Raw genomic sequence first — 14,356 nt, 5'->3', positions numbered from 1 at the left:
TCCTGTCTATCCTGAAAATCTTACAAATCCTGTTCAAAAAACCGTGTGCTGGTTTGGACTTCCAGTTTTGTTGTCAATGTAAAAAAAAAGCAACGCATTTGTCTTCGTTTTGGGGTTTTTCAATCTATCTGGAGTTTGGCTTTTGCTTGTATTTTTGAGTTTTTCGTAAAAAAATCCCGGTCTATGATGCATATGACCGGATTTTTTAGGATGTTATTGTCTAGTTATATCACTAGATTATTCTTAAATCCTACCGCATATGGGCTATCCTACCAAAATTCAACGCATCGACCGCAAAGCCAGCCAGCAGTGGTATGTCAATATGCCTGCCGCCGTGGCTGAAGCTATGGAATTCCAAAAAGGCGAAACCATCGAATGGATCATCGATGACCAGCAGCATATGGTTCTTAAGCGCGACGCCAAACTCGTCAGCAGCCTTAAAAAAAAACTGCCTCAAACGCGCTGACAAGCCAGTTTGACAGCCTGCTCCACGAATCCACTCACAGTAAACTGACGCCCAAAATGCAAAGACTGGTACACGATCTTGCCTACGGTCTGGTTAATTGTGGCGGTAAGCGCACGCTCACAGGCATGCTGAGCGGTAGCGGCAACCAGTTCTGTGACTGGACGGCCGCTTACCGGATGTTCAGCAAGCAGCGCTTTGACCCGCAGGACCTGCTGGATGTCAGCCTGCGCCACGGGGTCAGCCTGGCGCCTGACAACGCTCCGGTCATTGCCCATATCGACGATACCCTGCTGAAAAAACAGGACGCAAAGTACATGGTGCGAAATGGCAGCGAGACCCGCTTGGACCCGCTTTCCACACCAATTTTATCTGGGCACAGCGCTTTGTACAGGCCAGTATCGCCTGCCCGGCCTCTTCGCAGCTTTGTCAGGCACGGAGTATACCGGTGAGTTTTGTCCATGCGCCCATGCCGGTTAAACCCGGCCGTAATGCGGATCAGCTGCAAAAGGACGCTTACAAAGAAGCTAAAAAGAAAAGCAGGATAAGCTGTGTTGGCGCAAAGCTGGTGGGTTCATTGCGCCAGCGCCTCAACGAGTTGGGATCAGCCTCACGTCACCTGCTTGTAAGTTTTGATGGGGGGTATACCAATCGCGAAGTAATCCAAAACTTGCCGGCGCATACAACCTTCATCGGCAGGGTCCGCAAAGACGCTAAAATCTATGATCCACCTGCTGACCAGCCTGACACAGGGCGGCGGCGCTTGTACGGGGAGCCTAAGTTAACTCCGGACCAGATTCGTACCAGTGATCAGGTAAGCTGGCAGAAGGTCAAAGCTTTCGCGGCAGGCAAGGAGCACGAGTTTAAATTAAAGGTAGTAGAAAACGTTAAGTGGAAGCCTGCGGGCGGGCACCAGCTACTCAAGCTTATTATTATCAGTCCTCTTGGGTACCGCTTGGCTAAAGGGGCGAACCTGTTGTACCGTAAACCCGCCTTTCTGATAACCAATGACCTGAAGTTACCGCTGCAAACCCTGCTTCAGGCTTATGTTTGGCGCTGGGAGATTGAAGTCAACTTTCGAGAGCAGAAAACCCTGATGGGCTGCGGGCAGGCACAGGTGCGCAACCAGCACTCCGCCGAAGGTGTACCTAAGTTTGTTACAGCGGTGTACAGTCTGTTACTGCTTGCCGCTGAACACTGCAGCAGGCAGAATGATCCACCGGTCCAAATGCTGCAACGTGCCAAGTGGTACCCCGAGAAAGAAAACAGCAGGTGGACGACAGGAGACATTTGTAACCGCTTCAGGGCGGAATACTACAGCAAAGCCATAGGGGTGAGTTTTGACGGCTTCATGAACAAAAGGTACCGAAAGCAGAACCACCTAAAACTGCTAAACCCGGCTTTATCGGCCATGATTAGCATCAGAACTTAGCCAAACTCCAGATCTATGACAGAGCCCCTGATGTTCACGGAGTTTTCCCCAAAAATAAAAAAGCGTCCGGCATGAAACGGACGCTTGGTTTGGGGCATAAAGTGGGTACTAAAAAAGCCCCGCTGAGGGTTTGGTCTCGGCGGGGCTTTAGGGTTGTAAAACCTGGTTTTGCTTTATTTGAGCAATGATTGCATGGTTTCGCCAATTACGGCCGGGCTTTCACATACGGTGATACCGGCAGCGGAGAGGGCAGCCATTTTTTCCTGTGCGGTTCCTTTTCCGCCGGAAACGATGGCGCCGGCGTGTCCCATGCGGCGGCCCGGAGGTGCCGTACGGCCTGCGATGAAGGCTACCACAGGTTTGCTGACGTGCTCCTTTATGTAGGCGGCAGCGTCTTCTTCGTCGGTTCCGCCAATTTCACCAATCAGGATAATGGCTTCAGTATCGGGGTCTTCGTTGAAGAGTTTCACGGCGTCTTTGTGCTTGGTTCCGATAACAGGGTCTCCGCCAATGCCGATTGCGGTTGACTGTCCGAGACCAACTTTGGTGAGCTGATCGACCGCTTCGTAGGTCAGCGTTCCTGATCGGGAGATGACGCCAATGGAGCCGGGGGAGAAAATCATGCCGGGCATAATTCCGATTTTGGCTTCACCGGGCGTGATGACGCCGGGGCAGTTCGGGCCAACAAGGGTCGCACCGCAGCGGTCGACAACCGCTTTAGCGGCAATCATATCTTTGACAGGAATACCTTCAGTAATACAAATAATAACTTTTACACCCGCAAGGGCAGCTTCAATAATAGCGTCGCCCGCAAAGGCAGGCGGAACAAAAATAACAGAGGTGTTGGCGCCTTCATGGGAAACAGCATCGGCAACCGTGTTGAATACGGGACGTTCGAGATGTTTTTCACCACCCTTACCGGGCGTTACCCCGCCGATTACGTTGGTACCGTACGCAATCATTTGCTCTGCGTGGAAGGTACCTTCTTTACCGGTAAACCCCTGTACAACTAATCTTGTGTTTTTTCCGACTAATACGCTCATTCGCGTGACTGATTTTAATACATATTTCAGTTAATTTGGCATTCGAATATACGGTCAACCTAAGGAATAGACAACTTGTAAAGCGCTTTTTCACGCAGATAGGTACAGCCGGTTGTGGCTGTTTGGTTATGTTTAGCCGCAAGGGACTGAGAGGGTTAACATGGACTTATTGTATTCATGCAGATAATTTTGCGAATTGGCCTTTCGGCTGTCTTAATGCAGGAAAATAATTTTGAGTATGTGGCAGCCTACCGCTTCTTAGCCAGGTAATAAGCAACTGTGCAATCCAAGCTATTTTCTTGTATTTTCGATTTATGTTAGTAAAGAACTGATCAGGAGTTTTCCGCAGGCTGTTGTATGCTTTTTCTTTTTATTTACCCAAAATTTCATCGTTCATGAATCCGAAATGCCGAAATCCGGAATGTTATGGTATGATCAGCGGGAGTGTGCTATGGGGGTAGCAAAGCCGGAGCTGTCGAAACAGGAGAAAATCCTGAATGCAGCTGAGAAGCTTTTTGCCGAATCGGGCTATAACGGCACCACAACCCGAGCCATCGCTAAAAAGGCGAAGGTAAATATCGCCATGCTGTCCTATTATTTCGGCGGAAAGGAACAGCTTCTGCATGCGGTCATTGAGCGGTTTTCTGAAAATCTGGGTAGCGTGTTTGATCAGATTGAGCGGGAGACGGCTGATCCGGTTGATCGTATGATCAGGTGGATGGAGGCCTATGTGGAATATATTTTCGAAAATCCGAATCATGCGCGCATTGTGTACCGGCATGTTTCGGTATCCCAAAATCCGGATGACATCACCAAACTGGTGAATGAGTTCAATAAAATCCGGAACATTGTTCTTAAGGTTATTGAAGACGGCATTGAAGCGGGGCTTTTCCACCGCGTTGATCCGCAGCTTGCAATTACCATCCTGATTGCGCCGGTGAATGCGATGATTGTTGAAAGCAATGTGGTACATCTCCGGCTTGGCATATCGCCGGTCCGCGGGCGACTGTATCCCGTCGAGTTCAAACAAAAGGTGAAGGAGGAAATGAAACAGCTGTGCAGGCGCTTTCTCATTATTGATCAGGACTGCAGAGACGGGGCAGCAACAAAGAATCTTCAAACGTAAAGGTGAGGGGCATGAACCGACGTGAACTTCTCAAACTGATTTCTGCGGGCGCTTTAGGAAGTCTTGCACAGTCAGGCTTCTACAGCGCAGTATCAGCGGCAGCTTTGCCACAGTGGAAGGGCAACATCCGGCACTCGGTCTGTCGCTGGACTTTCGGACGCATGCCACTGCCTGAACTCTGTGCCTGGCTTCAGCACCAACAGATTCCGGCTATCGATTTGGTAGGTCCGCAGGACTGGCCCGTTCTGAAGGAGTACGGCATTCACTGTTCAATGTGCAACGGTGCTGAAATTTCGCTTGAACAGGGCTGGAACAATCCGGTCTATCACGAAACCCTGATCAGCCGTTACCTTGAAGCCATCGATCTCGTTGCCGAAGCAGGCTACACCAACCTGATTTGTTTCAGCGGTAACCGCAACGGCATGGACGATGAGACCGGGCTCGAAAACTGCGTAAGCGGACTCCGGCAGATTCTGCCGCATGCACAAGAGCGGGGCGTTGTGATACAGATGGAGCTGTTTAACAGCAAAATAGATCACCCCGACTATATGTGCGACAACACGCCCTGGGGTTTAGCGCTCTGCGAGCGACTGGGGTCACCCAACTTTAAGCTTCTGTACGACATCTACCACATGCAGATCAGCGAGGGTGATATCATCCGGACCATTCGGGATCACCATGCGTGGTTTGGACATTACCATACGGCGGGCGTACCGGGCCGCAACGAAATCGGCGACACGCAGGAGTTGTTTTACCCCGCCATTATGCGTGCCATCACGGAAACCGGCTTCGAAGGCTATGTCGCACAGGAATTCATCCCAACCGCTGCAACCGACGCCGAACGACTCGAAGCCCTGAAACAGGCTTTCCGCATTTGCGACGTGTAGTTTAGCTCAGGCTTAGCTACTCGCCTTTAAGCAGGGGGAGACCTGACTCATTTTATTGCGAAGCAGCTGCATTTGTTTGCGGAAAGCTTACCGGCCAAACTGTATGACGCGCAGGGGGTCGGTTTTGGCAGCGGTTCGGGCGGGAATCCAGGAGGCGAGGGCGCAGAGCAGCATGGTGATGCTGCCGACCAGGAAGAAATCCAGCAGTTTGGGATCTACGGGCGCGGTGGTCATGAAGTAGTTTTCTTCAGAGAGGGGGATGATGCCCCAGCTTGTCTGCAGCCAGTAGAAAATCAGCGAGATGCCGATGCCGATGATGAGGCCTGCCGCCCCCACGAGCAGGCCTTCCAAGAGGAAAATGAATTTGATGCTGCGATCACTTGCACCTATGGTTTTCAGGATGCCGATATCGCGGGTGCGTTCGAGAACCATCATCAGGACGGCGCCGATGAGGTTGAAGGCAGCTACGATGATCATGACGCTGATGACGAAGGGGATGGTTTGCTCCTGAAGATCAATCCATGCGAAAAGGCTGCTGTAGGTTTGGAAGATGTTTTCACTGTAGATCGGGAAGCGCATTTGATCCTGAAGCTGTGCGTGTACCTGCCGTATGAGGCCCAGCTCGCTTACGCGTACGTCGATTTGATGCGCCATGCCGGGCGGAATGCTGAGCAGGCGTGCGGCGTGATCGAACCCGATCATCACAAAGGTGTCATCAAAAATGTCGATGCCGGTGTTGTATATGCCGGTGAGGGTGAACTGCATGATATCGGGCAGCTCGCCTCCGCCGCCGCTGCGCAGGGTATAAAGGGTGATGGTGCTGCCCGGTTTCGCTTCAATGCTTCGGGCCAGGCGCTGTCCGAGAATGAGGCCCGGGCGACCGCTTTCCTGTATTCGAAGGTCAAAGGTGCCTTCGGTAATGTAGCTTCGCAGGTCGGAAAGGTCACCGGCTTCATCTACGCCTTTGATCAGGCTGCCTTCCACAAAAGGTCCCGCCTGTACCATGCCCTGCCCCGTAATGGCGAGCTGTGCTGCGTCGACGCCCGGCTGTTCGCTGATAAACTGCAGCAAGGTATCTGCCTGTACAATCGGGTTGCCGCTGAAGGTGCTTACGGTGATATGGTTGCCAAAACCGAGAATTTTTTCCTGAATGGTGTTTTTGAAACCATGTACAACGGCCAGTGCGATCAGCAGTCCGGCAGCACCTACCGCAACACCGGAAACGGCCATAATTTTGATGAAGGACAAAAACGAGGCGCCTTTGCGGCTGCTTTCAAAGTACCGGCGGGCGACAAACCACTCAAATGACATGCAGGATTCGGTTCAGAAAATTCGGGTTAAGCATTCAGGCAGCGGAGCGGGTTTTTAGCTTCGCTTTGCCAGCAAGAAAATGTCTTGGTGAATAATGCAGGTTAAACTAACCAAAGCTGCTGACATTTTGCGGCCCGGAAATAAAAAAAGCCGCCCGGCAAATCGGACGGCTTTATAAGGGGCTGTTGTGCTGCCGACTTTAGTCGTTGGCTTCAAAACCGTGGGCTACGAGGGTATCGAACCCGCCAACGTTGAACACGTTTTCAAACCCGGCCTGTTTCATCATACGGGCTGCCTGTCCGCTGCGGTTGCCGGAGCGGCAGTACAGGTAGTAGGTCTTGTCAGGGTCAAGATTGGGGACGGCTTGCTGGAACTCACCATTGGTCAGGTCGAGCTGCTGATCGGTAATGGCGAGGTGTCCGTCTTCGAACTCGCCGCGGGTACGAACATCAATGACGACGCCCCTGTCCTTTTCGAGCTTTTCTTTGAATTCTTTGGATGAAATGTCAATTCCGTTGGAACTGGAAAAAATATTAAACATAGCTGCTATTATTATGAAGATGAATACTGCGGTTGCGGTTACTGAAAATGTTTGCATAGGGTCTCATGCTAAGGTTTACAGACGGAATCAGATTTCAGCGATCAGACCCTTAAAATAAGCGTTTAGAAGAAGAAATAGTAGAAAAAGAGTACCGAGACGAGCAGGAACACGATGGTCATACCGCCACCGGCGCGGAAGTAATCACTTGTTTTGTACCCACCCGCGCTCATCATCAGGGCGTTAACCTGATGGGTGGGAAGGATGAAGGAGTTGCCCGCATTTATGGCGGCAAGCAGAACGAGCGGACGGGGATCCACACCGGCTATGAGTCCGATACCTACCACAAGTGGCGCCAGTACGACAACGGCGCCTACGTTGGACATCACCAGTGAAAAGCCGGTAGCAAGAATAGCGACGGTGAACAGGAGTACAAGCGTACTACTGTCGCCAATCAGGCCCATCACGCTTTCAGCCAGGAACTGTGCCGTGCCACTGTTCTGCATGGCAATTCCCAGCGGAATCAGTCCGACGAGCAGGAACACGACCTTCCATTCTACCGCCCGATAGGCTTCCTGAATGCTCATCACTTTCAGCAAAATCATCACAAGGGCTCCGGTGAAGAAGGAAATGGCAATGGAGAAACCGCTCATCGCAAGCACAATGGCAAGTGCGAAGCTGCCGGCCGCATGCAGGGTTTTGGCGCTGTTTTTGACTTCCGCTTCCACAACGGTAGCGACTACGAAAGGGTCACTGATTTCAATTTCTTTGATGTTGCGCCAGGATCCAAAAATGATGAAGGTGTCTCCGCCCTTGATTTCGCGGTCGGAGAAGTCTTCTTCAACGCGCTTACCGTCACTGAACAGCAGAACGGGTTCCACGCCGAACCGCTTGCGCATGCCAAAGCTGCGCAGGGACTGACCAACGAGTTCAGAACGAGGGGGCACGATGACTTCCACAAAACCAAACTCATCCGGATCATCGAGGCCCGGGAAGCTGATTTCGGCGCTTGCGGTTTCCAGCTGCCAGTTTTGGGCAAAGGCCGCGATTTTATCGCTGTCTCCGTACAGGGCGAGGGTCATACCAGCTTCCAGTTTGGATTCCCGCCAGGGAGCATAGGTCGTATTCTTACCGGCCTGTGCCGCCAGAATATTGACACTGTGATCGGACCAAACGCCGGAAGCTTCCACCGATTTACCGGCAAGCGAACTGCCCTGTGGAATCCGAAAGGCGAGAATTTCTTTTTGAAGGTTGAAGGCTTCCATCACCTTTTCCTGTTCCGTTGCTTCCAGCTTGCCGCCGGTACCCTGAGGTAAAAAATATTTGCCAAACAAAGTGAAGAAGATGATGGCAGCAACCATGAGGGCAACCCCTACACCGGTAACCGCGAATAAGCCGTACTCTTCAAGTTCAGCGGCTTTGAGGAGGTCGTTGGTAAGGATGAGGTGACCAGAACCCACCATCGTAAGCGAACCCCCGATGATGGCCATGAACCCGAGCGGCATGATAAGCTCAGAGGCCGAAATGCGCAGTCGACGGGCAATATCGATTGCGCTGGGCAGGAACAGGGCGGCAGCCCCGATGTTCTGAATCACCCCGGAAATTGTTCCCACAGAAAGCGATAGCGTACCCAGCACCCGCTCTTTGCTGTTGCCAACCCTGGAAAGCAGCCATTTGGAGAAGCGGGTCATCATGCCGGTTTTGGCAAGACCTTCCCCGAGAATCATGACGCCAATCATGGCGATTACGGCATTACTTGAAAAGCCCGAGAGCGTTTCGCTACTCGTGAGAACCCCGGTCCAGTACAGGGCCAGCATGGTAATGATGGCTGTGATGTCGATTCTGACCAGTTCTGACACAAGCAGAAAAATGGTCATGGCCATGATCGCAAGCACAATGATAATTTGGATATCCATAAGAACGCTACAGGAAATTGAAGGATGTTAAAGGAAAAAAGTTTGGGTGCGTGTTAAAATCTCAGGTCGGTGTAAATACCCCGTTTTTCGAAATCCGCTTCGGGCTCATCTATACAGCCGGCCGCTTCAACGGCGTCTTCAATGCGCATGAAAAACTGCGGCACATCCGCTTCCGGCCATGCTTTCTTAATCATGCTGCGCACGGCAAACTTCGCTTCGGTGATCATGGGGACGCGATTGTCCCGTCGGATGTCTTTGAGCAGATCGTGCAGTGCTTCCAGTCCGGTTGAGTCAATATCGTTGATGCCGTTGAAATCAAGGATGATGAAACGGGTTTCAGGTTTATGCTGAATCAGTTCGCTGACCTTGTCGGAATAAAACTCCGCATTGGCAAAGTGAAGCGGTGCGTCGAAACGGAAAATCAGCGCGGTAGGATTTTGCTCGGTTTCGTAGTTCCGGATGTCGCGGTAAATCTGTGTGCCAGGCAGGCGGCCCAATACAACATGGTTGGGGCGGGCCGATCGGTACAGCAGCATGGCTACGGAGAGCATAACGCCAAGCAGAATGCCTTCCTTAATGCCGATAAACAGCGTGCCCAAAAAGGCTGCAAGAAAGAGGTAGCGGTCGTAGTGCCCCAGCTTCCAGAGGGTACGAAACTGACCAAACTCAATCAGTCCGTAAACCGAAACGATAATCACCGCGGCCAGCACGGCATGAGGCAGGTAGAAGAAGACCGGCGTGAGAAACAGCAGGGTCACAAGCACTACCAGCGCACTGATAACAGACGCGAGAGGCGTTTTGCCCCCGGTATCGAAGTTTACCGCTGTGCGGGAGAAGCTCCCGGTTACCGGAAAGGAGAGGAAAAAGGAACCCGCCACGTTTGACGCGCCAAGGGCTATCAGCTCCTGATCGGGATTTATTTTGTACGACTTATCCCGTTGCTGAATGGCTTTGGCTACCGCAATGGCTTCCATGTAGGCCACAAGTGCAATAGCGAGTGCCATGGGAAAGAGCGTGCTCACAGCTTCGGCTGAAAGGGCAGGGACGGCGAAAGGTGGAAGTCCGGCAGGAATGGTTCCGACTACGGAGAGCCCGGTTTGGTGCAGGCCGGTAATCCATACAACGAATATGCCCGCGAGCAGCACCATGACCGGCGCCGGCAGGGCTTTCACATATTTCTTGCCCAGAATCATAAGGGCTATGCCCGCAATCCCTACTGCGAGTGTGATGGGTTTGATACCACCAAGCTGCGTGCCCAGCCCCCACAAAATATCGTGCAGACTTCCACTCACTGAGGATATACCCAGCAGGTGATGTACCTGACTCAGCCCGATGATGATGGCTGCCGCAGATATGAAGCCCGACAGTACGGGATGGGAAAGCAGGTTGACTACAAAACCCAGGCGAAGCAGTCCGAAAACAAGCTGCAGCAGACCAACCATCAGCGCCAGAATGATACTAAGGGCCAGGAATTCTTCCGGACTTTGGGCAACCGGACTCACGGCTGCGGCGACCAGCAGCGCAACGAGCGCAACCGGACCCACGCCCAGGTGACGCGAACTGCCCAGCATGGCATAAATGAGCAGGGGTACTACGCTTGCATACAATCCGTACTGCGGCGGAAGGCCTGCGATGAGCGCATAGGCCATACCCTGTGGAATCAGCATAACGCCAACGGTCAGGCCGGCGCTGAGATCACCTTTGAGCTGACTGCGGTCGTATTTCGGCAGCCAGTCTGTGACAGGCAGAAAGCGTTGCAGGATGGATTGGGCGGGTATCATACCGATGAAAAAAAAGGAAACAGTACCGGTTTGGGCTGGCTGATCAGGATTTAGTTTTTTTGCGGAACGGATTCAAAAGAAAAAGGGCCGGTACGGCATGTAAGCCACACCGGCCCTTCAGTTTTTCTGTTGACCGGGATGAGGACGACTTTCATCATCGTCATCCGAAACAAACAGCGTATTCGCTTAGGCGGTTACTTTGCTGTTCATGTAAGCGGTGAAGTCGTCTTCAATAAGCACTACATCGTGCCCTTCACGCTTCAGGTAAGCACTCGCAACAGCGGAGCGTCCGCCTGTCATACAGTGTACAAGGTAAGTTTTGCCTTTGGCAATCTCGTCCTTGCGGTTGAACAGGCGGGTGTGAGCGAAGTTCTCGGCACCTTCAAATGCCTTTTCACTGAACTCGCTGCCCTTGCGAACATCGAGGATTTGGTAGCCATCTTGCTTAGCCAGGTTTTCCATCTCTTCGAAGGAAACGGTTTTGAGCGTATCCAGCTTGCCGCCGAGGTTTTTGTACACGCGGAGGTCGGCAGGGGTGATGTAACCTTCGATGTGATCAAGGCCAATGCGGATGAGATCAACTACAGCTTCTTTTACCAGGTGCTCGTCGATGACGAGGTACATTTTCTCATCTTCATCCACATAAGAACCGGCAACGGTGTTGAATTGCTTGTTCAGCGGGGAGAGGAGAGAGCCCGGCAGGTGACCGGCTGCGTACTGATCGCGCTCACGGGTGTCGATGATGGCGACATCTTTGCCTTTTTCAGCCAGTTGCTTGATTTCAGCAACGGTGAGGCGCTTGGGATTTGGCAGACCTTTCAGAAGCTTGGGACCGATTTTGTTATCGCGCTTCATGCGGGCGAAGTACATCGGCGGCTCAGGCTGACCATCGAGGATGAATTTCACGAAGTTATCTTCTGAGGAAGCAGACTTCAGCGAGTTGTTGAAGCGGAGCTCGTAACCTACAGTAGTTTCGGGGATCGCGCCGAGGGCTTTTCCGCAAGCACTACCTGCACCGTGACCCGGCCAGATTTGGATGTACTCCGGAAGGCTTTTGAATTCTTCAACGGTTTTGTACAGCGTACGGGCTGATGGCTCCATCACGTGTTCCATACCGGCAGCTGACTCCAGGAGGTCAGGACGACCAACATCACCTACGAAAACGAAGTCACCGGTTGCAACGCCCATGGGGACATCCGCTGCAGCGCCATCGGTGATGAAATAGCTCAGGTGCTCAGGGGTGTGCCCCGGGGTGTGCCATGCTTTGATCGTGATGTTACCGATTTTGATTTCATCATTGTTTTTAAGGAGCTCATAATCGTAATCGCTGCCGATGAGCCACTCGTATTTCCAGTCGGCGTCGCCTTCATCCGAACCATAAACTTTAGCGCCGCGCTCAGCGAATTCGCGAAGACCGGAGATGTAGTCGGCGTGAATGTGTGTATCCACAGCTTTGGTGATGGTCAGGTTCTCGCGGGTTGCAGTATTGATGTACTGATCTACATCGCGCATGGGGTCGATCACAATGGCTTCCCCAGTTGCCTGACAGCCGATGAGATAAGAATACTGAGCGAGTTTGTCATCGAAGAATTGCTTGTAAAACATGGTGTTTTTCCTTGTTTAGATGGGTATTTGTTATTTGAAGAAGGGGTCCGGCACTAAGCCGGAAATTTGAAAATTAGTGCGGGAGTTTTTCGCGAAGGGCGCCGTAGGTGTAAGTACCAGCGAGTGCTGCGAGAATCGGGACAATGATAATGGTGATACCACTGCCGAGAAGGGCGAACATCGGCCCCGGACATGCGCCAAGCAGTGCCCAGCCCAATCCGAACATGGTACCGCCAACGATGTAGCGGGTTACCTGAGAAGAATCCTTGGGATTAATGGTGATGTCGTTCCCGCCCATATCCTTAATGTTGAATCGCTTAATGAGCTGTATGGAGATCAGGCCAACCAGAATGGCGACACCAATAATACCATACATGTGAAAGGCGTCGAAGCGGAACATTTCCTGAATCCGAAACCAGGACACGACTTCAGATTTCATGAGCACGAATCCGAAAAGGGTTCCTGCCGTAAGGTACTTTAAAAAATCTTTTGCTGAAATCATAATAGGGATAATCGAATACTAAAGAATGAGTGGGTAGATGAAGTGTGTCATGAGCAGGCCACCGATAAAGAAGCCGATAACGGCTATCAGTGAGGCAAGCTGCAGGTCAGAGAGACCGGAGATGGCATGACCGGAAGTACATCCACCGGCGTAGCGTGCGCCAAAACCTACGAGGAATCCGCCAATAACCAGAATAACAAAGCCTGTACCGGTTCCAAGCACTTCCCAGCTAAAAATTTCAGCCGGCACAAAGCCGCTAAAATCCGTGATTCCCAGTTCACGCAGGTCATTCACTGTAGACTCTGCCAGCTGAATGGGCTCAGGATTGGCAAAAAGGACACCGCCAAGGAGTCCGCCAACAATGACGCCTAAAAGAAAAGTCAGATTCCAGGCGCCATTCTTTTTCCAGTCGTAATTAAAGAAGGAGACGTTTCCGACATTGCATGATGCGCAAACGTGACGCAGGTTTTCGGATATCCCAAAAGATTTGCCGCCCATGATAAGCAGTAAGGGCACTGTGAGTCCGATTACGGGACCGGCAACATACCAGGGCCAGGGTTGGGTTAAAAATTCAAACATAAAAGAAATGTATTGTTGTGAAGTGAAGCGTGTTTGTTGTGTTGAACTGTTGCAAATATACGACACATAGTAATACTTGTCAATACAAGTTTGTTCGGTTTGTTCGCCTGAATGGTTTTCGGGCTTAATTAATCGAACGCAAATAAAATAAATTCAAGTATTTGGCTAAATAAAACAAAAATAAAATTTCCATCTAACTTGTATTATTAAGGCAGGATGAGTACCTTTGGATCAGAAAATAAACACATGTATTAATACAACTGAATAGATGGAACTAAAGAAAAATGTGCCCCGGCATGAACAGATCAGCAGCTGGCTGCGCGCGCAGATAGATGCCGGCGTTTTTGACAAGGATGAAAAGCTTCCTTCTGAACAGGAGCTGTCTGACCGATTTCAGGTGAGCCGTGTGACGGTGCGTCGGGCGCTTCAGACGCTGGAGTCAGACGAAATGATCTACCGCTGTCAGGGGCTCGGCTCATTTGTGAAGCAGGGTAAGCTGAGTAAGAACCTGATTCGCCTTACCGATTTTATGGAAGACATGCGTGACGCGGGCAAACAGGCACGCTCGGAAGTCATTCGGATGGATCACAGCAAAGTATGTGATTTAATAGCTGAAAAACTTGGTCTCAAGGTAGGGCAGATGGTTCTGCAGCTCGACCGCTTGCGCATGGGTGACAATGAGCCTGTTGCCTATGACAAAACCTGGTTTCCTATACTATATGGTCAGCTGATTGCTGATCAGGAGCTAGCTGACAAAACCATTTTCCGGATTCTGGAGGAAGACTACGAAATTCCCATCATCCGGGGAACCTATGACATTCAGGCCTGTGTCGCAGACGAAGAAATGGCTACGCACCTGCAGGTAATCAAAGGGGCGCCCCTGTTGTTGTTTGACCGCGTATCCTATACGCTGAATGATAAAGCCGTATATTTTCAGCGCCGCTACTACCGCGCAGACAAAATCAGCTGGCAGGTAAGCCTGGAACGTAATCCGCAGAGCACCAAAGAACCGCAAATGCCCCTAAAGGAATTTTACCCGGTGTTCAGGTAAGTGGCACCCGGTTTCGTTGTGGTGCTTTGGTAATTTTTGGGGTGGCTACAGGTGTCGCTCCGGTAGAGACGCAAAATCTTGCGTCTCTACGATGGTTCAAAAACAAAAACAAAAAACAGTTC

Annotated in this window: 14 protein-coding genes; 6 read left to right on the top strand and 8 right to left on the bottom strand. The window is 51.4% G+C overall.

Features of this window, described 5'->3' with window-relative positions; all coding sequences use genetic code 11:
* Positions 1-259 precede the first annotated feature (259 nt).
* Genes CYPRO_RS09560 through CYPRO_RS09550 form a run of 3 tightly spaced genes read left to right on the top strand, consistent with a single transcriptional unit; the run spans position 260 to position 1,895 of the window.
* A complete protein-coding gene (locus tag CYPRO_RS09560) occupies positions 260-466 on the top strand; it encodes a hypothetical protein (protein WP_114982764.1) in 207 nt (68 codons plus the stop codon).
* Between the two features lie 56 nt (positions 467-522).
* Positions 523-915 carry a hypothetical protein gene (locus tag CYPRO_RS09555; RefSeq protein ID WP_114984402.1) on the top strand — a complete coding sequence of 131 codons (393 nt, stop codon included), beginning with the start codon at positions 523-525 and terminating at the stop codon, positions 913-915.
* Positions 912-1,895 carry a transposase gene (locus CYPRO_RS09550; RefSeq protein ID WP_124245583.1) on the top strand — a complete coding sequence of 328 codons (984 nt, stop codon included), beginning with the start codon at positions 912-914 and terminating at the stop codon, positions 1,893-1,895. Before CYPRO_RS09555 ends, CYPRO_RS09550 begins: the two co-directional genes overlap by 4 nt.
* A gap of 173 nt (positions 1,896-2,068) precedes the next feature.
* Here the strand turns inward: CYPRO_RS09550 and sucD are convergent, their stop codons facing one another.
* On the bottom strand, positions 2,069-2,938 hold the full coding sequence (gene sucD, locus CYPRO_RS09545; protein ID WP_114984400.1) for a succinate--CoA ligase subunit alpha: 870 nt from the start codon (positions 2,936-2,938) through the stop codon (positions 2,069-2,071).
* 421 nt (positions 2,939-3,359) lie between these two features.
* On the opposite strand from sucD, the gene CYPRO_RS09540 reads away from it, so the two are divergent.
* Together CYPRO_RS09540 and CYPRO_RS09535 are read left to right on the top strand one after the other, a co-directional pair.
* Positions 3,360-4,064, top strand: a complete 705-nt coding sequence (locus CYPRO_RS09540; RefSeq protein WP_164682675.1) for a TetR/AcrR family transcriptional regulator — start codon at positions 3,360-3,362, stop codon at positions 4,062-4,064.
* An 11-nt stretch (positions 4,065-4,075) separates the two neighbouring features.
* Entirely contained in the window at positions 4,076-4,951 is an 876-nt protein-coding gene (locus CYPRO_RS09535) for a hydroxypyruvate isomerase family protein (RefSeq protein ID WP_114984398.1), read from the top strand.
* A gap of 87 nt (positions 4,952-5,038) precedes the next feature.
* Here CYPRO_RS09535 and CYPRO_RS09530 read toward each other — a convergent pair whose 3' ends face one another.
* From CYPRO_RS09530 to CYPRO_RS09500, 7 genes are all read right to left on the bottom strand, one after another.
* Entirely contained in the window at positions 5,039-6,262 is a 1,224-nt protein-coding gene (locus tag CYPRO_RS09530; protein ID WP_114984397.1) for an FtsX-like permease family protein, read from the bottom strand.
* 199 nt (positions 6,263-6,461) lie between these two features.
* Positions 6,462-6,803: a rhodanese-like domain-containing protein gene (locus CYPRO_RS09525; RefSeq protein ID WP_114985759.1), complete on the bottom strand. Its 342-nt coding sequence runs from the start codon at positions 6,801-6,803 to the stop codon at positions 6,462-6,464.
* Positions 6,804-6,925: 122 nt separating this feature from the next.
* Complete coding sequence (locus CYPRO_RS09520) at positions 6,926-8,716, bottom strand: SLC13 family permease (RefSeq protein WP_114984396.1); 1,791 nt, start codon at positions 8,714-8,716, stop codon at positions 6,926-6,928.
* 53 nt (positions 8,717-8,769) lie between these two features.
* Positions 8,770-10,497: a SulP family inorganic anion transporter gene (locus CYPRO_RS09515; RefSeq protein ID WP_114984395.1), complete on the bottom strand. Its 1,728-nt coding sequence runs from the start codon at positions 10,495-10,497 to the stop codon at positions 8,770-8,772.
* A gap of 186 nt (positions 10,498-10,683) precedes the next feature.
* Positions 10,684-12,102, bottom strand: coding sequence for an MBL fold metallo-hydrolase (locus CYPRO_RS09510; RefSeq protein ID WP_114984394.1), 1,419 nt, complete (start codon positions 12,100-12,102; stop codon positions 10,684-10,686).
* Between the two features lie 73 nt (positions 12,103-12,175).
* Entirely contained in the window at positions 12,176-12,604 is a 429-nt protein-coding gene (locus tag CYPRO_RS09505; RefSeq protein WP_114984393.1) for a DUF6691 family protein, read from the bottom strand.
* 18 nt (positions 12,605-12,622) lie between these two features.
* Entirely contained in the window at positions 12,623-13,240 is a 618-nt protein-coding gene (locus CYPRO_RS09500; RefSeq protein ID WP_270049206.1) for a YeeE/YedE family protein, read from the bottom strand.
* A gap of 211 nt (positions 13,241-13,451) precedes the next feature.
* Between CYPRO_RS09500 and CYPRO_RS09495 the strand changes: the two genes are divergently transcribed.
* The gene (locus tag CYPRO_RS09495) at positions 13,452-14,234 is read left to right on the top strand and encodes a GntR family transcriptional regulator (protein ID WP_114984391.1); all 783 of its coding nucleotides are present in this window, start codon (positions 13,452-13,454) and stop codon (positions 14,232-14,234) included.
* Positions 14,235-14,356: the final 122 nt, after the last annotated feature.

Origin of the sequence: Cyclonatronum proteinivorum, assembly GCF_003353065.1 — a bacterium.
GTDB classification, from domain to species: Bacteria; Bacteroidota; Rhodothermia; order Balneolales; family Cyclonatronaceae; genus Cyclonatronum; species Cyclonatronum proteinivorum.
The sequence above is the reverse complement of the archived record's forward strand: the minus strand, read 5'-3'. Positions and strand labels throughout refer to the sequence as shown.

Bases quoted from the DNA above. Each gene is read 5' to 3' on its own strand.
- CYPRO_RS09535 (WP_114984398.1), top strand. From the start codon at position 4,076: ATGAACCGACGTGAACTTCTCAAACTGATTTCTGCGGGCGCTTTAGGA.
- sucD (WP_114984400.1), bottom strand. From the start codon at position 2,938: ATGAGCGTATTAGTCGGAAAAAACACAAGATTAGTTGTACAGGGGTTT.
- CYPRO_RS09505 (WP_114984393.1), bottom strand. From the start codon at position 12,604: ATGATTTCAGCAAAAGATTTTTTAAAGTACCTTACGGCAGGAACCCTT.
- CYPRO_RS09525 (WP_114985759.1), bottom strand. From the start codon at position 6,803: ATGTTTAATATTTTTTCCAGTTCCAACGGAATTGACATTTCATCCAAA.
- CYPRO_RS09510 (WP_114984394.1), bottom strand. From the start codon at position 12,102: ATGTTTTACAAGCAATTCTTCGATGACAAACTCGCTCAGTATTCTTAT.
- CYPRO_RS09540 (WP_164682675.1), top strand. From the start codon at position 3,360: ATGTTATGGTATGATCAGCGGGAGTGTGCTATGGGGGTAGCAAAGCCG.
- CYPRO_RS09555 (WP_114984402.1), top strand. From the start codon at position 523: ATGCAAAGACTGGTACACGATCTTGCCTACGGTCTGGTTAATTGTGGC.
- CYPRO_RS09515 (WP_114984395.1), bottom strand. From the start codon at position 10,497: ATGATACCCGCCCAATCCATCCTGCAACGCTTTCTGCCTGTCACAGAC.
- CYPRO_RS09530 (WP_114984397.1), bottom strand. From the start codon at position 6,262: ATGTCATTTGAGTGGTTTGTCGCCCGCCGGTACTTTGAAAGCAGCCGC.
- CYPRO_RS09495 (WP_114984391.1), top strand. From the start codon at position 13,452: ATGGAACTAAAGAAAAATGTGCCCCGGCATGAACAGATCAGCAGCTGG.
- CYPRO_RS09560 (WP_114982764.1), top strand. From the start codon at position 260: ATGGGCTATCCTACCAAAATTCAACGCATCGACCGCAAAGCCAGCCAG.
- CYPRO_RS09520 (WP_114984396.1), bottom strand. From the start codon at position 8,716: ATGGATATCCAAATTATCATTGTGCTTGCGATCATGGCCATGACCATT.